This is a genomic window from Arthrobacter sp. 10N410 (assembly GCF_056394945.1).
Window position 1 is genome coordinate 878,379 of sequence record NZ_JBFTIP010000001.1, and the last position, 22,910, is coordinate 901,288.

A 22,910-nucleotide genomic window follows, 5' to 3' on the forward strand; every position below is an offset into this window, starting at 1 on the left:
ACTTTTTGATGGAGGCGTTTGTCGATGTCGTCTGGGTCCAGCGTGGAGGATCAACCCGTTTCGATCGGTGCCAGCGAAGGGTACTTCGGGGACTACTACGAACATCTCGCCGAGGAGGATGCCCGCGCCTACGGCGATGACGTCCTGACCTCACGGTCACAAACGCACCTGCAGGTGGCCGCAACCCGGCAGCCCGGTGTGGCGAACATTTCGATCTCCGACGAGGCTGAGTCCAGCGTCGTCTACATCGTCACCGACGACATGCCATTCCTCGTGGACTCCGTCAACACCGAGCTGGTCCGGCAGAAGTCCCCGATCCACCTCGTAATCCACCCGCTTTTCGTCGTCACCCGCAACCGCGAGACCGGCCGGCTGGTCAAGGTGGCCCGGGTCCCCTCGCACCTGGGCATCTCCAGCGGCGACACAGCGGCGATGCCCAACCTGTCCCACCTGATCGCCCAGGGGGACAACGCCTCGCACATGGAGTCCTGGATCGCCGTCGAAATCGAACGGGTCGACGACGCCAAGCGGGAGCAGCTGATCGAGGGCCTTTCGCGGGTGCTCGGCGACGTCCGTGCGGCGGTCGAAGACTGGCCGAAGATGCGCAACAAGGCGCACGAGATTTCCGACGACCTCGACAAGGTGGCGCAGGCTGCGCAGATCGCCGAACTGCGCCAGGCCCAGGAACTGCTCCGTTGGCTGGACGACGGCAACTTCACCTTCCTCGGCTACCGCGAATACGACCTGAAGAATGAATCCGGCGAGGATGTGCTGGAACTGCGGGAGGACAGCGGGCTCGGCCTATTGCGCAACGGCGCCGACACCCGCCACCAGATCCAGCACCTGACCGAAACGGGCCGGAAGAAGGCGCGCGAGAAGAGGGCACTGGTAATCACCAAGGCCAACTCCCGCTCCACCGTTCACCGCTCGGCGTACCTCGACTACATCGGCGTGAAGAGCTTTGACGCCGCCGGCAACGTCAACGGCGAACGGCGTTTCATCGGCCTGTTTGCCACGACCGCCTACGCCGGTTCCGTCCGGGATATCCCGGTCGTCCGTGAAAAGGTCGACGCCGTGCTGCGCGACGCCGGCTTCCCGCCGGACTCCCACTCGGGCAAGGACCTGCTCGGCATCCTTGAGACCTATCCGCGCGATGAGCTCTTCCAGATCGAAATCCCGGACCTCGCAGCCATCACCACCGGCATCCAGCGCCTGCAGGAACGCCGCCGGACCCGGCTGTTCCTGCGCCCGGACATCTACGGCCGGTTCATGTCTGCCCTCGTCTACCTGCCCCGGGACCGGTACACCACCAACGTCCGGCTGCGCATCGAGAAGGAACTGCGGGAGACGTTCGACGCCGTGTCGATCGACTATGAGGCGCGGATGACCGAATCCGCCCTGGCCCGGTTGTTCTTCCGGATCCGGCTGCCCAAGGATGCGGACGTCAGCCACGTCAACAGCGACGAACTGGAAAAGCGCCTGGTCCGCGCCGCCCGGTCCTGGAGCGAAGGCATCACCGAGGTCCTGCGCGCCAGGGCCGGCGCCGACGGCGAGAACGGAGCCAAGGAACTCGCCGCCGTCTGGGCCGAGGCGTTCCCGGCCAGCTACCGCGTCGACTACGAAGTCGAGGACGCGCTCGAGGACATCGCCCGCTTCGAGAAGTACGGCGCCGCCGAGCGCACCGGCGAGCCGGGCGGGGAGCGGCCGGGCGTGCACGTGTACCTTCCGCACGGTGCCGGCGCCACCCTCGAGGAGGACGCCCGCGTCAAGCTGTACATGCTCGAGCCCAAGAGCCTGAGCCAGATCCTGCCTTACTTCCACAACCTCGGCCTTGAGGTCCTGGACGAACGCCCCTTTGAGATCGAAACGGCCGACCACCGCGACTTCTTCCTCTACGACCTTGGCCTGAAATACCCGGCCGGGGTGGACCCGGAGCGCACCGGAGCCTTGCTGGGCGAGTCCTTCGGCGCGGCAGTGTCCGGCGTGGTGGAATCGGACAGTTTCGACCGCCTGGTGCTGCGCGAAGGCATGCACTGGCGCCAGGTCATCGTGCTGCGCGCCTACGCCAAGTACATGCGGCAGATGGGCAACACCAACTCCTTCGAATTCATGGCCGACACGCTGCTGGCCAACCCGGACGTGGCCCGGGGCCTGAACGCGCTCTTCGCCGCGCGCTTCGACCCCGCGCTGCCCGACGGCGAACGCGAACAGCGCCAGGACCAGGTCCGCGCCGGGCTCGACACGGCCATCGAGCAGGTGGCCACGCTCGACGCCGACCGGGTGCTGCGCACCTTCAAGAACCTGATCCAGGCCACGCTCCGGACCAACTTCTACCAGAACAAGACGCACGTCAGCTTCAAGCTGGACCCCTCCGGCATTGACGGCCTGCCGTTCCCGCGGCCGATGTTCGAGATCTGGGTCTACTCGCCCCGGGTCGAAGGCGTGCACCTGCGCTTCGGCAAGGTGGCGCGCGGCGGACTCCGCTGGTCGGACCGCCGGGAAGACTTCCGCACCGAAATCCTGGGCCTGGTGAAGGCACAAACCGTCAAGAACGCCGTGATCGTTCCGACCGGCGCGAAGGGCGGCTTCTACGCCAAGCAGCTTCCGGACCCCGCGGCGGACCGCAGCGCCTGGATGGCTGAGGGCATCGAAAGCTACAAGACCTTCATCCGCGGGCTGCTGGACCTGACCGACAACCTGGTCACCACCCCGGAGGGCGAGAGGCTGGTGCCCCCGGCCGACGTCGTGCGGCACGACGGCGACGATTCCTACCTCGTGGTCGCGGCCGACAAGGGCACCGCCTCGTTCTCCGACATCGCCAACAGCCTTTCCGCCGAATACGGCTTCTGGCTCGGCGACGCCTTCGCTTCCGGCGGCTCCGTCGGCTACGACCACAAGGCCATGGGCATCACCGCCCGCGGCGCCTGGGAATCGGTCAAGCGGCACTTCAGCGAGCTGGACCTGGACACGCAGGCAGAGCCGTTCACGGTCGTCGGCGTCGGCGACATGTCCGGCGACGTTTTCGGCAACGGCATGTTGCTCTCGCGGCACATCCGGCTGCTCGCCGCGTTCGACCACCGGCACATCTTCCTGGACCCGAACCCGGACGAGGCAGCCTCCTTTACGGAGCGGCAGCGGCTCTTCGATCTGCCCCGCTCCTCCTGGGACGACTATGACAAGTCCCTGATCAGCGAAGGCGGCGGCGTGTTCGCCCGCCAGGCTAAGTCGATTCCCGTCTCCGAGCAGGTCCGGGCCGCGCTGGGGCTGCCGGAAGGCACCACCCGGCTCAGCCCGCCGGAACTGCTCCGGGCGATCCTGCTGGCCCCGGCCGACCTGCTCTACAACGGCGGCATCGGGACCTACGTCAAGGCGAGCACCGAGACCAACGCCGAGGTCGGCGACAAGGCCAATGACGCCATCCGCGTCGATGGCCGCGAACTGCGGGTGAAGGTGGTCGGTGAAGGCGGCAACCTGGGCATGACCCAGCGCGGCCGGATCGAGGCCGCACTGCAGGGCGTCATCCTCAACACGGACGCCATCGACAACTCGGCCGGCGTGGACTGCTCGGACCACGAGGTCAATATCAAGATCTTCGTGGACCGTATGGTGGCCGCCGGCAAGCTGGATCCGGCCGAACGTGCGGAGTTCCTCGCCTCGATGACCGACGAAGTCGGCCGCCTGGTGCTCGAGGACAACATCGACCAGAACATCCTGCTGCTCAACGACCGCATGCGGGTCGCCGAGTGGAGCCCCAGCTACGAGCGGCTGATGGACTGGCTGGAGAAATCGGCCGACCTCAAGCGTGAACTCGAGGCGCTGCCGACCACCGAGACGCTGCGTGAGCGGCTCGAACAGGGCCAGGGACTGACCTCCCCGGAACTCTCCGTGCTGGCCGCCTACGCCAAGATCGAACTCGCGACGGCGCTGCGCGACAGCGACCTCGCGGAGGATCCGTGGTTCCGCGAGACGCTCCGCGCCTACTTCCCGAAGCAGCTGCGGGAACGGTTCGACGCCGAACTTGATACCCACCCGCTGCGCCGGGAAATCATCGCGACCGTCGTCGCGAACGACATGATCAACCTGGGCGGCATCACGTTCGCGTTCCGCGCCATGGAGGAGACCTCAGCCACCCAGTCGGCCATCGCCAAGGCGTTCGTCGCACTCCGCGAGGTCTACGAGCTGGACATCATGGTGGCCGAACTCAACGAGCTGCCGGCGTCGTTCCCGACCGAGCACTGGAGCACCGTCCACCTGGACATCCGCCGGCTCCTGGACCGTGCCGTCCGCTGGGTGCTGAGCCAGGGCAACGCCGCGCGGCCGATCGCGGAGATTGTGGCGGAGTTCAAGCCGCTGATGGATCCGATGCGGGCCCGGCTGCTGGACTACCTGCGCGGCGATGACCGGGAGCGGGTGTCGCAGTGGCTCGAAAAGGCCCGCAGCTGGGAGCTTCCCGAGGACCTGGCGCACCGCTGGGCGGAGCTGTTCGAAAGCTTCGTGCTGCTGGACATCGCCAAGATTGTGCACGTCAGCCCGGAGCCGGTGGAGAACATCGCGCACGTCTACTACACGGTCTTCAACCGGTTCCACGCCGATTCGCTGCTCGAGCGCATCACCAAGCTGCCGAGGAAGGACCGCTGGCAGGCCCTGGCCCGTGCGGCCCTCCGCGACGACCTCTACTCGACCGTCTCGGATATGACGACGGCGGTCCTGGAGGCGACGTCGGCGGATATGCCGGCGGAAGAGCGGCTGGTGGCCTGGGAAAGCCAGAATGTGGAGCAGCTTGGGCGGGCGAAGAGCATGTTCGACGAGGTGAACGCCCTCGAGGCCGATGACATGGCCTCGCTCTCGGTAGCATTGAGGCTCTTGAGGTCAATCGTCCGACGCTAGGGTCTGCCGGCCCCGCGTCGCAAATGGAGGTGCTGTGGCAATCTTTACGGACCCTATCAGGGAGCATGCTGATTTCGGGCCGGGGGATGCCGAGTGGCTGCATCTGCTCGTGGGGGACTGGCAGATGGTCGCCGACCTTGCCTTCGCCGACCTCGCCTTGTGGTTCCCGCACCCCGAACTTGGCTACGTGGCGCTGGCCCACGTGCGCCCCTCCACCACGCATACGGTGTTCCACGCCGACTTCGTGGGGGAGGGGATCCGTTCGGACCTGAAACGGCTTGTGGACAAAGCCTGGGAAAGCCGCACCATCGAACGCTCCAACGAGACCAACTGGAGCAGCGACATGGCAATGCGGGTCGAGGCCGTGCCGATGGTCCGCAACGGCCGGACGCTCGCGATCGTGACCTCGCACATGGACCTCTCCAGCTCCCGGATGCCGTCGCGGCTGGAACTGACCTACCGGCAGTGCGCCTACGACCTGCTGCGGATGGGCACCCTGGGACTCTGGCCGGATTTTGCCTCGCCCACCGGATCGCGACGGGGCGCCCCCCGCGTCGGCGACGGCCTAATCCGGCTCGACGCCGAGGGGATCGTGCAGTACGCGAGCCCCAACGGCGTCTCCGCCTTCCGCCGGCTCGGCGACGGCGAATCGTTGGAGGGCCGGTCACTGGCCGAAGTCACGGCAGGGCTGCTGCGGGACCGCCGCATGGTCGACGAGACCCTGCCTCTGGTGGTGACTGGGCGAATGCCGTGGCGCAGCGAGATCGAGTCCCGCGGCGTCAGCCTTTCGCTCCGGGCCATCCCGCTGCGGGACGAACAGCAGCGCTTCGGGGCGCTGGTGCTCTGCCGCGATGTCTCGGAGCTGCGCCGGCGGGAAATGGAACTCGTCACGAAGGACGCCACCATCCGCGAGATCCACCACCGGGTCAAGAACAACCTGCAGACCGTGGCGGCGCTGCTGCGCATGCAGTCGCGCCGGATGGTCAGCGACGAGGCCAAACAGGGACTCGAACAGGCGATGCGGCGGGTCGCGACCATCGCCCTGGTCCACGAAACGCTGTCGCAGGGCCTGACCCAGAGCGTCGACTTCGATGAGCTGATCGGGCGCCAGTTCCGCCTGTCAGCCGAGGTTGCCTCGCCCTCGCAGCAAGTGAAGACCCAGCGTTCCGGGCTGTTCGGGGAGCTGCCGAGCGACTTCGCAACGCCGCTGGCCCTCGTCATCAACGAACTCGTGACCAACGCCGTCGAGCACGGGCTCGAGGGCAGGGCCGGGACGGTCTGGCTGATCGCCGACCGCTCCGAGAGCGAGGACGGTGACGAACTGCTCACCGTGACGGTGGCGGACGACGGCGTCGGGCTGCCGGCCGGCTCCTACACCGAAGGCCTGGGGCTGCAGATTGTGCGCACCCTCGTGACGAGCGAGCTCGGCGGCAGCATCCAATGGAAGCCGCGGGAGGGCGGCGGAACCGCAGTGCAGGTGGTCTTGAGCCTCGCCACACGCTAAGGGCGGCCACGACGCGGCGTTAGACGCGGCGCTTAAACAAGCAGTGGCCTCGGACCAGTCGGTCCGAGGCCACTGCTGATTGGGTCGCCCGAAGGCTGAAAATCAGGAGGCGCGGCGGGCGCGGGCCGCGCGGCGCTTCAGGGCGCGGCGTTCGTCTTCGCTCATGCCGCCCCAGACGCCCGCGTCCTGGCCCGATTCGAGGGCCCACTGGAGGCAAGTGTCCACAACGGGGCAGCGCCGGCAGACGCTTTTTGCTTCCTCGATCTGCAGGAGTGCGGGGCCGGTGTTTCCGACGGGGAAGAACAGCTCCGGGTCCTTGTCAAGGCACGCTGCGCGGTTACGCCAATCCATGCTGATCAGTAACTCCATTCCTGGGAATTCGTTAAATGCCTCTTGTGAAATTATTCACTAGAGGCTTCATAAGAAAGGGGCCCTGTGGGCCCCCTCGGTCATCTGGATTAAGCGTGTCATGTTAACGCTGTGTAAACAAGGGGTATTTGCCGAACAAATGCCGCCAAATCGTGAGCGATGCGTCACATTGCCTGGCGGAACCCCCAATTCTGTTTGACTATGTCCGGTAGGGTGCCAGTGTGTCAAGACCCCCAGTGAACCCCGCAGATCCCGCTGACCCGCAGCCCGGCGGTCCAGAGGCAGGCGGCCCGGTGCCGGCTCCCGCCGCCAGACCTGCCGGAATCACCGTCGTATCGGTCGTCACAGCCCTGGAGGCCGCGGCGCTGCTGGTGGCCGCAGGCTGGTACGGATTCCAGCTGCTGACCGGTGCACCCGTCCTGTCCTTCTGGGGCGCGGTCTTCACCCTCGGTCTGCTGCTGGCGTTCTCGGCATGGCTTTTTGCCGTGAGCCATTTCCTCTTCCGCGGGTACCGCTGGCCCAGGGCCGGAGCGCTGGTGGCCCAGCTGTTCATGCTCACCATCGGCTTCCCGACCCTCACCGGCGGTTACCCCCTGGCCGGACTCGCCATGCTGCTGCCGGCGGCCCTGGCCATCGTGCTGCTGTTCGACAAGCGGGTCATTGCGTTCGCGTCCCGGCCGGGCGGTTCAAGCCGGGCCCTGTAGGCGCGCGGGACAGACGCAAGTCCGGCCTACGGCGGTTCCGCGACCGCCAGCTGCACGGCCGAGGTCCGGCCATTCACCACGACAAGGGCGCGGCCGGGCGGCGGGCTGGGCTCCGGTTCGAACCGGACACCGAGAAGGTCGCCGTCCATCAGTTTCCGGGGACCGATCAGGATCCCGCTGCCCTGGCCGCGGGCCTGGAGCGTTAGCGGCACGCGCTGCTGGATCGCGGGACTGTAGCCCGCGGTCAGCACGACCGTCCAGCCCAAGGAGTTGAGCTCCGACAGCCGCAGGTTGGCGTCCAGGCCCAGGAGATCCGCGTCATCAACCACCACGATGGCCGCGTGGTCGAGCTGTCCGGTGCGCGCCCGCTCCAGGACGGCGGACCACTGCCGGGCCGGATCGCTTCCCACCGCGGGCGGCAGCCAGTCCGCGAAGGGATTGAGATCCGGCAACGCCCGGACAAGGGACGTTTTCCCCGAAGCCGGTCCGCCGAGGACGGCAAGAACGCTGGCCGGTGGCAGCGGAACACCGACCGGTTCGAGTTCGTCCCCGCCCACCCCGATCCAGAGCCGGACGCCTTTTGCCGGGGGTGCCTGCTGCGGAGACTCCGGGCCGATTCGGGCCCGGACCTCGGCGACGGTCACTCTTGCCGGAAGCGGCTCGACGCGGAACGGCCGGGCCGTGGGGCTCTCGCTTAGAGGCACGGTGGTGCGCGGCCTGGATGTTGCATCCGCCGGCCCGTAGAGCTGGGCTGCGTGCGGGGAGGTTTCGGCGAAGGGACCGGCGACGGCCACCCTGCCGGGGATCGACGGAATATCCGGCAGTCGCGGCCAGCCGTGCCGGGTTTCCTCTGTCGACCCGGCGGGGAAGAAGATGCGGTTGGGAAGCGCAGCGAAGAACCGCGCGGCCACGAGTTCGCGCTCGCCGGATACGACGGCCGCAACGCCCGCCGCGGGGCCGTCGCGGATGATGTCGTGGACGATGTCCTCGGCCCAGGCCAGAGGGCCGGCCCGGAATGCTGATACCCACGACCCCCAGTTGTTCAGTACAAGAACCAGCGCCGGGGTGTCCGCTGTTCGGGGAGCGGCCAGCCTGCTGCGGATCTCCTCGGCCAGCCGTTCGAGTACCCGGACAGCCCGACGCAGCTCGTGGGCGCCTGTCCATGCGCCGACTCTGGGCGAGGCGGCTGCACCGCGGAGGGAGCCATCCGCATCGAGGATATACAGGTGCGATTCGGCCGCGCTGTCCAACAGCCGGTCCACTGTGAGACTCAGGGCACCTGCCAGCCCGGCCGGCGTCCCGCCCCGGGCGCCGCCGACGAGGACCAGATGGCCATGGCCGAGCGGACACCAGCGGAGCTCACGAAGTCGCTGCTCTTCCGGCACATCAAGCATCCCCAGCAGCAGCCCGCGCGCGGGCCCCGCGGCGGCGGGGCCGGCCGCGTGGCGGGGAAGCGGCAGCGATCCCGCCAGCGGCTCCGCTATCGGGCGCCGGGGGAGCGCGCCGCCGTCCTCCGCCCACAGCCGTGATGTCAGGCGCACCAGGCGAGAAACGTCCTGCTGCGGGTTGGGAGCAACGGCCCGATCCGTGCGGGGCTGGAGGCCAGCGGGTCTCCGCTGCAGCAGGGTCGCGGCTTCCGTGACCGTCACGACGGTGCCCGCAGGGGGCGAGGGGGCCGCCAGGGCGGCGGTCTGGAATTCCTCGGGTCTCCCGCTTCCGCGCACGAGGTAGGCGCGCCCCGGACACCCCAGCGGAATGGCGGCGGCGAGCCGCGAGTTCATGACGTCGGAAGACTCGAGCTCCGACTGGACCCTCAGGACGATGCTGCTTGTGACGTTGGCTCGGATGTCCGCGTTGAGCGCCCCCTGCGGCCGCTGCGTGGCCATTACGAGGTGGATCCCCAAAGAGCGCCCGATGGCTGCGATCCGCATGAGCTCCCTTAGCGCGGCGGGCGCCTCCTCCACCAGCATCCGGAATTCGTCGATCACCAGGACCAGATGGGGCAGCGCCGGCAGGGCTGGCGCCTGGGCGGTATCGAGGGCGTGTGCCTGGTAGGCGGTGAGTTCAGGCACGCCGCCCGCGGCCAGCAACTCCTCCCGGTGGCGGACCTCGGCGCGGAGCGAGGCGAGAGTGCGCTCCACTTCGTGGCTCGACAAATCGGTCAGCATGCCGACGCAATGCGGCAGCCCGGTCAACGGCCCTAGCCCGGAGCCGCCCTTGAAATCGACAAACAGCAGGTTAACCAGGTCCGGCGGGTAGCTGGCCGCCAGCCCGGCCACCAGAGTCCTCAGGAACTCAGATTTTCCGGAGCCCGTGGTTCCCGCCACGAGCAGGTGGGGGCCGTCCGCCTGCAGGTCCACGTGGAGCGGCCCGGATGCCGCGCGGCCAACAGGAACGGACAGCCCCCGCATCAGCGACCGGCCCACGGATTCCCAACGCTGTTTCACATCCGCGGCCGAGAGCGGCAGGAAGTCGGCCAGGCGGCAATCGTCCGGGATCTGCCCAGTTTCGCTGTCTGTGGCGGTTTCATGCTGGCTCCGGTTCCGGCAGAAGCGGTCAAAGACGTCTTCCGGAACAAGGTCGGGGGCAAAGGCGGTTTTCGCGGTGCCAGAGAAGAGAAAGGCTCGGCGCTCGCCGAGCACGACTGACTGGCGGCCGGCACCGGTCTGCTCAGCAGCGGAACAGCAGAGTACTTGCCAGCCGTTCGGAGTTGCCGCAGCGCAGAGCGCCGAGGCGCCTCCGGTGTCCGCGACAATGATCAGCACGCCGCGGTCACAGCCTGGGCCGGGGCCGGCGGCAAGGTGCGCGGCGGTCATTGAATCACTGGCGGACAGGGAAACCCGCGCCAGGAAGCGGGCCGCCAGGGGCAGGGACGCCGCCGGGCCATGCAGCAGCACCCGGGTTCGGCCTGCCCGGGGGTAGCTCGCAAGCTGCATGACCAGGAAGCGGATCAGCCCCGCGAGGGAGTCTGCCGGGCCCCGGAGTTCGGTCGGGGCCGAGGGGTCCAGGCACACGGGGACGGGGCCCACGGGCGGGGCGCTGAACCCGGGATCGTCCGGGTCTAACCGGATTCTCGCCCTCCCCGGGGCCAGCCCGAGCCGCAGCCACACGGGCCCGGGTTCAACCTCCGCTGCACCGCTGGACTCCGGCGGCCCGGCGTCGGTGACCAGAGCGGCGGCAGACGGCGCGGCCCGGCGTCGTCGATCGCGGTCCGCGTCCGCCGCGGTCGCTACGGCCGCCTTCAGCTCACGGCGCCGTCTTCGGCCGGACAGCGCCGGTACCAGCACGGCCACTCCGGAAACCGCGGAAAATGCCAGGAACATCCACATGCCAGTGGCGACGGCCAGTGCGGCGCCCACGGCCAAGGGCAGGACCGCGGTGAGGAGAAGCACGGCGCGGTTGGCCGGGGAGCCCGGATTGGGGATCCGCAGTGCTTCCGTCGTGTCAGTGCCGGCCTCGGCACTTCCGGCCCCGGCACCTCCGGCCCCGTCGCCGCACCGCCCGGCGCGGAACACCAGGCCCAGGGTGGACTGGCCGCAGCCGATGACGGAGTCGCTCGTGACCCGGCCGCTCTTCACCGGACGGCCGTCAACGGTGGTTCCGTTGGCGCTGCCCAGATCGACCAGGGTGACCGCGGAATCGGTAACCTCCAGCCGGGCGTGTTCGCGGGACAGTTCGGGATCGGGAAGCACGAGTTCCGTGCCGGCGCGGCCCAAGAGGTAGCGGCCCCGGCGCAGCTGAAGTACCGTCCCGGCGCCTGGTCCGCTGAGCACAGCCAGCAGCAAGGCCGCGCCGGAGACGGAACCGCCGTCGGAGGCCGGACCGGCACCGGCGCCGTCGATCAGGACGGCGCCGTTGACCAGCGGGGCGCTGCCGGCGGTCAGGGCGTCGAGAGGAGAGCCGGCCACCGTCAGCCGGACCGTGCCGTACTTCCGGGCCACCGCTGACTCCAGTTCCGCGCCGGGGCAGCCCGCCGGCAGTTCGATGGACAATTCCACGGGCATCCCCGGCTGTGCCGCGACGGGTCCACGGACCAGGGTGCACTGCAGCAACACCGGGGGCCTCCTTCCTGCGGTCAGGCGCTGGGACGCGCGCTAAACCCACGCTAGGGAAGGGCCCCGGGCCGGCAGGCCATCGAATCCGGCCATGTGGAAAAGGAGCCGATGTGGAAAAGACCCGCCGGGGGCAACCAGGTGCGGCTCGGGACCGGACAGCTCCGGCGGCACACCGTGGCGGGCGCCGCGATTCGTGGCTCCGGCAAAAGCCTCGGTAGTCTAGAGCAGCAGACAATGCACAACGTTGCGCTGCCCACATTCGAACCAGGAGATTTTGTGACCGCTGACCTCGTCATCGTAGGGTCGGGCTTTTTCGGCCTGACAATCGCAGAACAGGCCGCCACTGAGCTGGGCTTGAAGGTCGTCGTTATCGACCGCCGCCACCACATTGGCGGCAATGCCTACAGCGAAAAGGAGGAGCAGACCGGGATCGAAGTCCACCGGTACGGCGCCCACCTCTTCCACACCTCCAACGAACGCGTCTGGGAGTACGTCAACCGCTTCACGACGTTCACCAACTACGTGCACAAGGTCTACGGCGTCCACAAGGGCGAGGTCTACTCCCTGCCCATCAACCTGGCCACCATCAACCAGTTCTTCCGTGCGAACCTGACCCCGGGCCAGGCCCAGGACCTGATCAAGGAACAGGCCGGAGAGCTCGCGGGCACCGACCCGCAGAACCTGAACGACAAGGGCATCCAGCTGATCGGCCGGCCGCTCTACGAAGCGTTCATCAAGCACTACACCGGCAAGCAGTGGCAGACGGATCCCAAGGACCTGCCCGCGGGCATCATTTCCCGGCTCCCGGTGCGTTACAACTACGACAACCGCTACTTCAACGACAAGTACGAGGGCCTGCCGACGAACGGCTACACCGCGTGGATCGAGAAGATGGCCGAGCACCCGAACATCGAGGTCCGGCTCAACACCGACTTCTTCGATGAGTCGCACGAGTACAGCAAGGACAAGGTCGTCGGCAACATCCCGGTCGTCTACACCGGACCGGTGGACCGCTACTTCGACTACGCCGAGGGCGACCTCTCCTGGCGCACCATCGACTTCGAAGAGGAGGTGCTCGACGTCGGGGATTTCCAGGGCACCTCCGTGGTGAACTACAACGACGACGACGTCGCCTACACCCGCATCATCGAGCCGCGCCACTTCCACCCCGAGCGCGAGTACCAGACGGAAAAGACCGTCATCATGCGTGAGTTCTCCCGCGCGGCCGAGAAGGGCGACGAGCCCTACTACCCAATCAACACCGCCGCCGACCGCGAACGGCTGCTCAAGTACCGCGACCTCGCGGCCGCCGAGCGGGACGTGCTCTTCGGCGGGCGCCTGGGCACCTACAAGTACCTGGACATGCACATGGCCATCGGTTCCGCCCTGACCATGTTCGAGAACAAAATCCGCCCCCACTTCGAGGCCGGCGCCAAGATTGAAAGCGGAGGAGTGGACGCATGAGCGTAGCCGTGGACGCATCGACACGGGCTGAAGACCAGCGCCCCTTCCGGACTGTCCACCGCGTCGTGCTGCCGGTCGACGGCGACACCGACGTCCTTCCGCTGTACGTCGATTTCAACCCGGTCCAGCGCGTGGTGCAGCTGTCCAAGCGCGCCCTCCGGCGGGGTCGGATCTCGGCGCCCCCGACGGTTCCGGCTACCTCGCCCCAGCACTCCGGCTTCATCACCGGCCGCAACAGCATGACGCTGCCGGAGTTCCGGAGGGTTTCGCTGGGAACCTATTTCAACGCGTTCCCCGCCAGCTACTGGCGGAACCACACCGCCGTGGAGACGGTACGGCTGACGGTCGACGTCGACGCCGAGGCAACGGTCATTGTCTACCGTTCCAGCCCCCGCGGCACGGCGAACCGGGTGGACAGCACCCACGCCTCGCAAGGCGGAGAGGTCACCTTTGACCTGCCGCTGAAGTCGTTCGTCGACGGCGGCTGGTACTGGTTCGACCTCGTGGCCCACGGCACCCCGGTAACCCTCAGGAGTGCCGGGTGGTCCGTCCGCGAACCCGAAGGGTTCGTGCCCGGCACCCTCTCTATCGCGGTGACCACCTTCAACCGGCCTGACTACGCGCTGCGCCACATCGGCACGCTGGCCGGGGACGCCGACGTCGTCAAGATCCTGGACCGCTTCATCCTGGTGGACCAGGGGACCGACAAGGTCCGCGCCCAGCCGCAGTTCGAGGAGCAGGCGGCGATTCTCGGGGACCGGCTCAAGATCATCGAGCAGGGCAATATCGGCGGCTCCGGTGGCTTCTCGCGCGGCATGGACGAGACGCTGAAGGATGGGCGCAGCAAGTACGTCATGCTGCTCGATGACGATGTCAGCATCGAAACCGAAGGCATCCTGCGCGCGGTTAGCTTCGCGGACTTCACGCGGACGCCCACCATCGTGGGCGGGCACATGTTCAACCTGTACGAGCGCTCGGTCCTGCACACCTACGGCGAGCAGGTCGACGACGCCCGCTACTTCTGGCGACCCGCCGTGAACACCAAAGAGGCCCACGACTTCGGCGCCAGCAACCTGCGCACCACGCCCTGGATGCACCGCCGGATCGACGTCGACTACAACGGCTGGTGGATGTGCATGATCCCCACCTCGATCGTCCGCGAGGTCGGCTACGCCCTCCCCGTCTTCATCAAGTGGGACGACGCCGAATACGGCATCCGCGCCAAGGAACACGGCATCACCACGGTGACCCTGCCCGGCGCCGCCGTCTGGCACATGCCCTGGAGCGAAAAAGACGACACCATCGACTGGCAGGCCTACTACCACCAGCGCAACCGTTGGGTGGCGGCGCTGAGCCACTCACCGCGTAAAAAGGGCGGCCGGATGCCGTTCGAAAGCATCGCGGTGGATGTCCGGCACCTGATCTCGATGCAGTATTCCGCCGTTGAAGTCCGGCTCAAGGCGCTCGAGGACGTGCTCAGCGGACCCGAGCACCTTCACGCGACTATCGCGGATAGGCTGGATTGGGTGCGGAAAACCCGCGCCGACTTCACCGACGCGCGGATCACTCCGGACCTGCACTCGTTCCCGCGTGTCCTCCGCTCCGGTGAAGTGGATGCGGAACACGAACCGAACTACGTGGCGGAATCGCTGGTTCGCGCGGTCACCGGGCTGCTGCGCCAGCTGCGTCCCGTCCGCGAGGACGCAATGACGAATCCCGAAGTGGCCGTCCCGGCTGTGGAGGCGCGCTGGTGGCGGCTCGCGGCACTCGACTCTGCCCTCGTGTCCTCCTCGGACGGCAGCGGCGCGTCCTGGTACAAGCGTGACCGGAAGCAGTTCGGAAGCATGCTCCTGCGGACGGTCAGGCTGCACATGAAGCTGATGGCCGAATGGGACAACAACGCCCGCCGGTACAAGGACGCGCTGCCCGGGTTCACCGGCCAGGCGGCCTGGCGGGAAACCTTCGAGGCTGTCGCGGTCAAGGAACAGGAGAGGGGAGAGGCGAAGATATGACCGCCACTCCATCCGGTGGCGGAACAGTGGTTTCCCCGCTGACCACCCCCGGCGAAGGGGGAGGGCTGCGGGACGTGTTCCGCCAGTGGTTCCTGCTCAAGCTCCTGGTGCGCAAGGAAATCAAGGTCCGCTACCGCGGCTCGGTCCTCGGGCTGCTGTGGTCCTATGTGAAGCCGCTGATGCAGTTCCTGGTCTACTTTGTGGCGCTTGGCATCTTCCTGAACCTCCAAGGCAGCACCCCGAACTACGCGATCTACCTTTTCTCCGGAATCATCCTGGTGAACTTCTTCGTTGAGGTCCTTGGCAACTCGACCCGTTCGATCGTCGACAACCGGGACCTGATCCGGAAGATCTACCTGCCGCGTGAATTGTTTCCGGTCTCGACGCTGCTGGTATCCGCCATCCACTTCCTGCCCCAGACGCTGGTGCTCATCGGTGCCTGCCTGATGGCGGGCTGGGCCCCGAGCATCCTGCAGCTCGCCGCCGTGGTCCTCGCCTTCATCATCGTCGGCGTGCTGGCCACCGGGTTGGGACTCCTCTTCGGAGCCGCCAACGTGTACTTCCGGGACTCGGAAAACATCGTCGACATGATCCTCATGATCGTGACCTGGGCCTCGCCGGTCCTGTACGTCTGGACCATGGTGGAGCGGGCCCTCGGCCCGTACTTCTTCCTGTACCAGCTGAACCCGATGACCGTCGCGGTGGAGATCTTCCACTGGGGCTTCTGGTACCCGACCCTGAACGCCGACCAGGTCGCGGCCGCCCCGGTCATGCACGGGCTCGCTTCGGTCTGGGCGCCGGTGGCGCTCGGCGTCTCGCTGGTGATCCTGTTCATCGGCCAGCTGGTCTTCCGCAAGCTTTCCGTCCGTTTTGCCCAGGAGCTGTGAAAGTCATGCAGGAAAAAATGCTGGCGATTACGTGCACGGACGTGCGCAAGAAGTTCGTGCTGCGGCACACCAGGTCCCTGAAGGAAGCGCTGGTCTGGTTTGTCCGCGGGCGCAAGGGCGACATGTACAAGGTTTTCGACGCGCTGCGGGACGTCTCCCTGGACGTCCACCAGGGGGAGACCGTGGCGCTGCTCGGCCTCAACGGCTCGGGCAAATCGACGCTCCTCAAGCTCATCTCCGGCGTGCTGCAGCCCGATGCCGGTACCGTCCGGACGCGGGGGAGGGTGGCCGGTTTGATCGAGGTCGGAGCGGGCTTCCACCACGACCTCAGCGGACGGGACAACGTGTACCTGAACGGTGCCATCCTGGGCATGACGGAAAAGCAGATCAACGAGATGTTCGACTCGATCGTTGAATTCGCCGAAATCGGGGAGTTCATCGACACCGAGGTGAAGTTCTACTCCTCGGGAATGTATCTGCGTCTCGCCTTCTCGATTGCCGTGCACACGGACCCGGAGATCTTCCTGATCGATGAAATCCTTGCGGTCGGCGACGAACCGTTCCAGCGCAAGTGCATCGCGAAAATCAAGGAGTTGGCGGAGGCAGGGAAGACACTCTTTGTCGTCAGCCATGACCTCGACCTTGTCTCCACCGTCTGCGAACGGGGGGTCCTCCTCGAGCACGGCAACGTCGTCCTGGACGGACCGGTCGCTGAAGTCGTGACGGAACTGCGACGCCGGTCGGCCGCGGCGTCCTAGTCCGCCGTCCGCCGCCCCATCTCTTGAGGAGTTGCCACAGATGTCCTGGTTTGCGAGCCTGCCCGCGGTACTGACGGCCGTCCTGGTGCTGGTCGTGCCCGGACTGGTCCTCGGGCGTGCCCTCGGCTTCCGGGCATTTGCCGTTGCCGCGCTGTCACCGGTGCTCTCAATCGCACTGGTGTCCGTTGCGGGCCTGCTGGCCCCGTTCCTGAAAGTCCCGTGGTCGCTTCTGCCGGTCGCCGGCCTGACCGCCGTCACTGTCCTCGCGGCCGTGGGTCTCCGGCACGTGCTGCCGGAACGATGGCGCGGGCTTCAAACGGAGCGGCGGATCGATCCGCGGTTCTGGTGGGCCCTTGGCGGTGCCGGCCTCGGCGGCATCATCATTTGTGCGCGGATGGTGGAGGTCATCGGGTCCCCGGAGCACATTTCCCAGACCTTCGACAACATCTTCCACCTGAATGCCATCCGCTTTATTGAGGACACCGGCCAGGCGTCGTCGCTGACCCTCGGCGCCATGACCGGCGGCTCGTTCTATCCGGCGGGCTGGCATGCGTTCATCTCGCTGATCGCCGAGACCTCCATGGCTTCTGTCCCCGTCGCGGTCAACGCCGGCAACATCGCCATCGCGTCCATCGCATGGCCCCTAGGCTGCGTCTACCTCTGCCAGCAGGCCCTGGGCCAGCGCAGGGACGCCGCCTTCATCGCGGGCATCCTGTCCGCCGGGTTCGGAGCGTTTCCCCTGCTCATGATCCACTTCGGTGTCCTCTATCCGAACCTGCTGTCGCTGTCCCTGCTGCCGGCCCTGCTCGCGCTGGGCGTGCAGGCCCTGGGGCTTTCAGCAGTTCCGGAGCTTCGGGGACCGCTGCCACTGGTCGTGCTGGGGCTCGCCTCGGCCGGCGTTGCCCAGGCGCACCCCAGCACCTTCCTGGCCTTCCTGGCGTTCCTGGCTCCCGCCGTGCTGTACGTCTACGTGGTTTCGATCCTGAAATGGCGCCGGGACTGGGCGGCGAACAAGGCGAAGGCCGCCGCCTGGAGCGCCGCCCTCCTGGTCGGAGGCGCGGCGGCGCTGGGCCTCTGGGTTTTCGCCAGGCCATCCTTCGCGGCAGCCTTCTGGCCGCCGGTTCAGTCCATCCCGCGGGCGCTGCTGCAAGTGGCGGGCAATGCGCCCCTGGGCACCTCGCCCGCCGTCGCAATCTCGCTACTCACGGTGGTCGGCGTCGTCCTGGCCGCCCGCAAGCGGCGCAACTGGTGGCTGATCGGCGTCCTGCTCATCGCGGCGCTGCTCTTTGTGGCCGTCTCCAGCTTCCCCGCCGGCCGGCTGCGCTACCTGCTCTCCGGCACCTGGTACAGCGACAGCTACCGGCTGGCCGCCCTGCTGCCGGTGGCGGTGATAGTGCCGGCCGCCGTCGGGGCAACCGCCGCCTGGACATGGCTCCGGTCCCGGCTCGCCGTGGCCGGCGCGGGTGCAGCCGGCGTCGGCGACGCCGGTCCGTCGCGGAGTCCGCTGCTGTCCCGCAAGCCAGTGAAGGCGACCGTGTCGGCAGCCGGCGCCGTGGTGCTGGTGGTCCTCACCCAGTTGGGCAGCGTTCCGGACATGGTCTCACTGGCCCGCGGCAGCTATGCGCTGACGGCGGAGTCGCCGCTGCTCACCTCGGATGAAGCCGCCGTCCTGGCCGAGCTGGACCAGTACGTTCCGGCGGATGAGGTCATCGCCTCGAACCCGGGAAACGGCAGCGCCCTGGCCTACGCCCTGGCCGGCCGGCGCACCATGCAACTTCACATCCTGACCAGCAACGAGAGCCCGGATGACAAGACCATCCTGGCCCGGCTGCGGAACGCCAAGACGGACCCTGACGTCTGCCCCGCGGTGTCGCGGCTCGGCATCGGTTACGTCCTGGACTTCGGCACCCAGGAAATCAATAACGAGCACCACCCCGCGCCCGGCCTGGCCGACCTTGAGAAGGCCGGCGTGGCCAAGGTGGTCGACCAGCACGGCGAGGCCAAACTCCTGAAACTGACCGCATGCAGGTAAACGGGCCGCCCTTTTTGCACGCGATACACTCGGACCTGTCCAGCGGGCCCGCACCATTGTCCACCACCGAAATACTGAGGATTCAAACATGGCCATGACGCCGCCGAATGGACCAACGACCGGCAAGGTGGTCGGCCGGCGCGGATTCCTCGCCGCCATTGTTGCCTTGCCCCTGGCGCTGCCCGCCTGCAGCTCGACCAAGGGCAGTGACGCAGTCGAGGTCTCAGCCAGCGCGTTTCCGCTGAGCCTCACCCACAGCTACGGGACGACGACGGTAGCCGCGCCGCCCAAGCGCGTCGTGGCGTTGAGCAGCGCAGACGCCGACACGGCGGCCGCGCTGGGTCTGGCCCCGGTGGGGATCTCCGGCTCCGCCTCGTCGCCGTGGTTCACCGACGCGATGCGGGACATCGACGGCGCCCCTCCGTTCCTCCTCAATGACAAAGTCGCGATGCCGCTCGATGACATCCGCAATCTTGATCCGGATGTCATTTTGGCCGTCGGCGGCAGCATCACCCGCGCCGACTACGACAAGCTCTCGGAGATCGCGCCGGTAGTGCTCTCCGAGTCGGCGGATTCGGGCCGTGACTGGCGCCAGCGGTCGGCACTTATCGGAAAGGTCCTGGGCCGTAGCAGCGCTGCCTCCGAGCTGCAGGCCAAGACCGAGGGGGCGGTCAGGGATTCGGTCCGTGACTACGCCGGACTCAAGGGAACCACCGTCCTGTTCGCGGCGGCGTCGTCCGCGGACGGCGCCGACATCCAGGTCTATCCTGACGATTCCGTGGTGCTGGGCGTGCTGAAGGATTTCGGTCTCGCTCCGGCCCCGGCGCTGGCCAAGGTCAAGGCAGAAGGCCGTGCCACCGGCGGGCAGAAGTCGCCGGTCGCCTACGTGTGGCCGCACGAACGCGCCGATGAACTCACCGCGGACATCCTGGTGGCCTCCATCAGTCAGGACGACATGGCCTCCCTGCGTGCGGGCGGCAAGATCCCGGCGCTGACGACAGCCAAGCAGCCCTCCCTGTTTTATGCTGCGGGGATCGAGGATCAGGCCCTGCGGTCCGGCTCCGCGCTGGGAGTCGCTTGGGCCGGCCGGAACATTGTTCCGGAACTGGCGAAGGCGGCCTATTATGAACAGCAGCGCAGCGCAGGCAAGTAGTACGCAGGAAAGTAGTACGGAAAGTAGTAGTACGCAGGAAAGCGAAGAGCCAGGCCGGGACATCGTCCCCGGCCTGGCTCTTTTGCTGGCAGGGCGCTACCCGCAGGCAGTCACGCGGAAAAGGCGGGCGCTGCCCACGGCCTTGACGAGCTTTACTCCCGGGGCGGTGTTGTCCGTCAGGTCGCGGACGCCCACGAGCGGCTCGGCACGCGGGGTGATCTCGGTGTTGCCGAAGTCGAGTGCCCAATAGGCCTTGAGCGACTTGATCGCCGGGCATACTGCGGCGTTGTAGGCGGCTTCGTCCCAGTGGTCAAGGAGGAGCTGTTCCTCCGGGGTGCGGATGCCGAAGATATGCGGGGCCAGGGCGCGGCGGCCGGAGAAGGCATAAACCAGCGAGGCGCCGGTCCGGGGGTTGCCCACCACGACGTCGCCCTCGGGCACAATGGCCGCCACTTCGTTGAGCAGTGAGACCTCGTCGGTCGACAGCAGCGAGGCCGTCGGCGTCGTGGTGAAGATGGTGCTGATGCGGTTCTGGACCGTGGAGAGGGTTCCGCCCTGGGCGCCGAGGCCAAGGGCCAGCAGTACCACGCAGCCCATCGCGATGCCCGAGGACGCCGGCAGCCGGCCGATCATGCCCGAGGCTGCCCGGGGAAGGGCTGCCGGCCGTTCCTTCGCGGTCGCGATCAGGGCGCCGGTCAGGGCGCGGACGCGCCAGATCACCCATTCGGCGCCAAGCACGACGACGGGGAGAGTCACCACCGGGAGCAGTGCGGCAAGCCTGAAGCTGTCCGTGTACCAGACTCCGGTGAGGAAATTGCGGAAAAAGCCGTTGCTCCAGCTGGAAACCACCAGGTAAAGCACGGCGCCGGCGGCGTACATGCCGGCGACCCACCAGTAGCGTCGCAGTTGGCGTGCGATGACGTACAGCCCCACGATGGTCAGGACCAGCATGACCCAGGCAGTGGTGGTCCCCATGGGCGCGCTGCCGAGGATTTCGCCGATGGCCCGTGCGTTGGTCTGGAACGGGGTCCAGCCGGCAGAGCTGAGGCTGGGGCGGGCGACCACCCAGACAGCGGTGGTGGCGAGCAGGTAAGCGACCGTGAAGGCCAGCCAGAACCGCGGCTGCCGCCGTGAGACCAGCCCTTCCCTGGCAGCGAGCCAGGAACGGATCAGGCGGCCGATCACCACGGGGGTGGCGAAGCCGAGCAGCGCCACGAAGGTGCTGGGGTGGGAGAGGGCGAGGCCCGGAACGGTGGCGGCAAGAGCCAGGACAGGCGCCAGAGGCGAGCCCGGGGGAGTGCGCGACATCCCGAGGGCCTCGATGGCCAGCCCAAGCACGGCAGGAAGCAGGGCGATGGCGGCGTGGTTCGGGTACAGGACACCGTAGCCCACCATGAGGTAGGGGAACCCGCTGAACCCGGCGGAGAGGATTCCAGCCGCCAGCAGGGGCATCGGCCGGTAGCCGACGATCCGGCTGATCAGGAACACGCAGCCCAGCGGCCAGACGATGGCTCCGGTAACGATGGTTCCGACGTTGACCACGGCCATGACCGACGGGGCACCGAGCATCAGGACCAGCGCCATGGAGTCGTGCATGGCCGCCGGGTACAGGCCCTTGGACGCGGCGGTGAGGTTGCCCAGTGTTAGCGTCGATCCGTTCTGGGTATCGGCGATGTAGCGGACCGCGTTGAGGTGGTAGATATTGTCGAACGTCTCGGAGAAGCTGTCCGGGGATCCGAAGCCGGTGATGTAGCGAAGGCTGATGATCGCGGCAGGGATGAGGACGGCGGCGGGAATGGCCAGGCGGGCCAGCCAGATCCCGGTGTCCGCAGGGGAGAGCGGGACGTTTGCTCCCAGGAAGCCGGTGAACCGGGTCCCGGCTGCCTCGGATCCGGCTGCCGACCGGCGTCGGCGGCGGAGCAGCCTGAACACTGCCACGGCGGCCGCCGCGAGCACGCTGACGGCGAAGTAGCTCACCGGGTTAAAAGGGAGCTTCAGGTACGGCAGCATGATGGCCGTCATGCCGGAAACGGACGCCGATACGGGGGCGGCCAGGGCCACCAGGTTCAACCGGCGAAGACCGGCAGCTGCCAGGATCATCAAACCGGGAAGGAAGTAAACCAGCGCAGTCGCTGCCAGCGTAGGAAGCGTTTCCCACCAAGTCATTGATCCAGTCTCCTAAGGTTCAGAGCCAACCCTACAAGTATGCGGACGGCCTCACGAATCCGGCGGCGGGCGCCGGAGCCGCGCTGGGCGGCAGCGCACAGCGGGGCAAGGGGCGGCAGTGGCACGTTGCTATACTTTCAAACCATGGGTAACTCACAGCGTTCCGGCGTTTTAATAGTCATGCCGGCTTGGAACGAGGCCGAGGCCATCGGCAACACCATCCGGAAAGTCCTGGCTGTAGTCCCCCAGCATGATGTCCTCGTCGTCGACGACGGCTCGAAGGACGACACCCCGAGGATTGCCCGGGAAGCCGGTGCCACGGTCCTCCGCCTGCCTTTTAATCTGGGCGTCGGAGGGGCGATGCGGGCGGGATTCAAGTACGCCCTCCGCAACGGCTACAGCTCGGTGATCCAGGTGGACGCGGACGGCCAGCACGATCCGCACGACATCGACCGTGTTCTGGCCGGCCTGGAGTATGCCGACATCTCGATTGGTGCCCGTTTCGCCGGCAAGGGAAACTACGGAGCGAAGGGCCCCCGCCGCTGGGCCATGTTCTTCCTCGCCAAGGTCATCTCGGCGGTCGCCGGAACGCAGCTGACGGACGTCACCTCGGGGTTCCGCGCCGCGAACGAAACCGCACTGCGGCAGTACATTTCACATTTCCCGGCCGAATACCTGGGGGACACCATCGATTCGCTGGTCGTGGCGGTCAAGTCCGGCTGCCGCGTGACCCAGGTGCCCGTCGAAATGAAAGAACGGCAGGCCGGTACCCCCAGCCAGGGGCCCATCAAAGCATCCATCTATCTCGCGCGCTCGGGCCTGGTCCTGTGTTTCGCGCTGGCCCGACGCCGGACTCCGCGCGCGGCCGAACTACATGCGCCGCTGTCCGGCGACATTGCCGGAGAGGGAAGTGCCTAAG

Annotated in this window: 13 protein-coding genes; 10 read left to right on the forward strand and 3 right to left on the reverse strand. The window is 67.4% G+C overall.

The window, feature by feature from the left end; genetic code table 11:
* The first annotated feature begins 24 nt into the window (after positions 1-24).
* Both AC1DB8_RS04165 and AC1DB8_RS04170 read left to right on the forward strand, forming a co-directional pair.
* A complete protein-coding gene (locus AC1DB8_RS04165) occupies positions 25-4,887 on the forward strand; it encodes an NAD-glutamate dehydrogenase (RefSeq protein ID WP_476892247.1) in 4,863 nt (1,620 codons plus the stop codon).
* Between the two features lie 34 nt (positions 4,888-4,921).
* Positions 4,922-6,391, forward strand: a complete 1,470-nt coding sequence (locus tag AC1DB8_RS04170; RefSeq protein WP_441417267.1) for a sensor histidine kinase — start codon at positions 4,922-4,924, stop codon at positions 6,389-6,391.
* A gap of 102 nt (positions 6,392-6,493) precedes the next feature.
* Here AC1DB8_RS04170 and AC1DB8_RS04175 read toward each other — a convergent pair whose 3' ends face one another.
* The gene (locus tag AC1DB8_RS04175) at positions 6,494-6,742 is read right to left on the reverse strand and encodes a WhiB family transcriptional regulator (RefSeq protein WP_003804966.1); all 249 of its coding nucleotides are present in this window, start codon (positions 6,740-6,742) and stop codon (positions 6,494-6,496) included.
* Positions 6,743-6,981: 239 nt separating this feature from the next.
* On the opposite strand from AC1DB8_RS04175, the gene AC1DB8_RS04180 reads away from it, so the two are divergent.
* Complete coding sequence (locus tag AC1DB8_RS04180) at positions 6,982-7,464, forward strand: hypothetical protein (protein WP_476892248.1); 483 nt, start codon at positions 6,982-6,984, stop codon at positions 7,462-7,464.
* Between the two features lie 26 nt (positions 7,465-7,490).
* Here AC1DB8_RS04180 and AC1DB8_RS04185 read toward each other — a convergent pair whose 3' ends face one another.
* Complete coding sequence (locus AC1DB8_RS04185) at positions 7,491-11,519, reverse strand: FtsK/SpoIIIE domain-containing protein (RefSeq protein ID WP_476892249.1); 4,029 nt, start codon at positions 11,517-11,519, stop codon at positions 7,491-7,493.
* Between the two features lie 276 nt (positions 11,520-11,795).
* Between AC1DB8_RS04185 and glf the strand changes: the two genes are divergently transcribed.
* The 6 genes from glf (at position 11,796) to AC1DB8_RS04215 (ending at position 19,825) form a co-directional block, all read left to right on the forward strand.
* Positions 11,796-12,983: a UDP-galactopyranose mutase gene (gene glf, locus AC1DB8_RS04190; RefSeq protein ID WP_441417270.1), complete on the forward strand. Its 1,188-nt coding sequence runs from the start codon at positions 11,796-11,798 to the stop codon at positions 12,981-12,983.
* A complete protein-coding gene (locus tag AC1DB8_RS04195; protein ID WP_441417271.1) occupies positions 12,980-14,995 on the forward strand; it encodes a glycosyltransferase in 2,016 nt (671 codons plus the stop codon). The genes glf and AC1DB8_RS04195 overlap by 4 nt, the downstream gene beginning before the upstream one ends.
* Positions 14,992-15,882 (forward strand): ABC transporter permease, encoded by an 891-nt coding sequence (locus tag AC1DB8_RS04200; protein WP_441417272.1) that lies wholly within the window; start codon positions 14,992-14,994, stop codon positions 15,880-15,882. Before AC1DB8_RS04195 ends, AC1DB8_RS04200 begins: the two co-directional genes overlap by 4 nt.
* 5 nt (positions 15,883-15,887) lie before the next feature.
* A complete protein-coding gene (locus AC1DB8_RS04205; protein ID WP_441417852.1) occupies positions 15,888-16,640 on the forward strand; it encodes an ABC transporter ATP-binding protein in 753 nt (250 codons plus the stop codon).
* A 40-nt stretch (positions 16,641-16,680) separates the two neighbouring features.
* Positions 16,681-18,672, forward strand: coding sequence for a DUF6541 family protein (locus tag AC1DB8_RS04210; RefSeq protein WP_476892250.1), 1,992 nt, complete (start codon positions 16,681-16,683; stop codon positions 18,670-18,672).
* Between the two features lie 88 nt (positions 18,673-18,760).
* Complete coding sequence (locus AC1DB8_RS04215) at positions 18,761-19,825, forward strand: ABC transporter substrate-binding protein (protein ID WP_476892251.1); 1,065 nt, start codon at positions 18,761-18,763, stop codon at positions 19,823-19,825.
* A 96-nt stretch (positions 19,826-19,921) separates the two neighbouring features.
* On the opposite strand, the gene AC1DB8_RS04220 is transcribed toward AC1DB8_RS04215, so the two are convergent.
* Positions 19,922-21,991 carry a DUF6541 family protein gene (locus tag AC1DB8_RS04220; RefSeq protein ID WP_441417275.1) on the reverse strand — a complete coding sequence of 690 codons (2,070 nt, stop codon included), beginning with the start codon at positions 21,989-21,991 and terminating at the stop codon, positions 19,922-19,924.
* A gap of 144 nt (positions 21,992-22,135) precedes the next feature.
* On the opposite strand from AC1DB8_RS04220, the gene AC1DB8_RS04225 reads away from it, so the two are divergent.
* On the forward strand, positions 22,136-22,909 hold the full coding sequence (locus tag AC1DB8_RS04225) for a glycosyltransferase family 2 protein (protein ID WP_441417276.1): 774 nt from the start codon (positions 22,136-22,138) through the stop codon (positions 22,907-22,909).
* Position 22,910 lies beyond the last annotated feature (1 nt).

Bases quoted from the DNA above. Each gene is read 5' to 3' on its own strand.
- AC1DB8_RS04200 (WP_441417272.1), top strand. From the start codon at position 14,992: ATGACCGCCACTCCATCCGGTGGCGGAACAGTGGTTTCCCCGCTGACC.
- AC1DB8_RS04220 (WP_441417275.1), bottom strand. From the start codon at position 21,991: ATGACTTGGTGGGAAACGCTTCCTACGCTGGCAGCGACTGCGCTGGTT.
- AC1DB8_RS04175 (WP_003804966.1), bottom strand. From the start codon at position 6,742: ATGGATTGGCGTAACCGCGCAGCGTGCCTTGACAAGGACCCGGAGCTG.
- AC1DB8_RS04205 (WP_441417852.1), top strand. From the start codon at position 15,888: ATGCAGGAAAAAATGCTGGCGATTACGTGCACGGACGTGCGCAAGAAG.
- AC1DB8_RS04225 (WP_441417276.1), top strand. From the start codon at position 22,136: ATGGGTAACTCACAGCGTTCCGGCGTTTTAATAGTCATGCCGGCTTGG.
- AC1DB8_RS04165 (WP_476892247.1), top strand. From the start codon at position 25: ATGTCGTCTGGGTCCAGCGTGGAGGATCAACCCGTTTCGATCGGTGCC.
- AC1DB8_RS04210 (WP_476892250.1), top strand. From the start codon at position 16,681: ATGTCCTGGTTTGCGAGCCTGCCCGCGGTACTGACGGCCGTCCTGGTG.
- AC1DB8_RS04195 (WP_441417271.1), top strand. From the start codon at position 12,980: ATGAGCGTAGCCGTGGACGCATCGACACGGGCTGAAGACCAGCGCCCC.
- AC1DB8_RS04215 (WP_476892251.1), top strand. From the start codon at position 18,761: ATGGCCATGACGCCGCCGAATGGACCAACGACCGGCAAGGTGGTCGGC.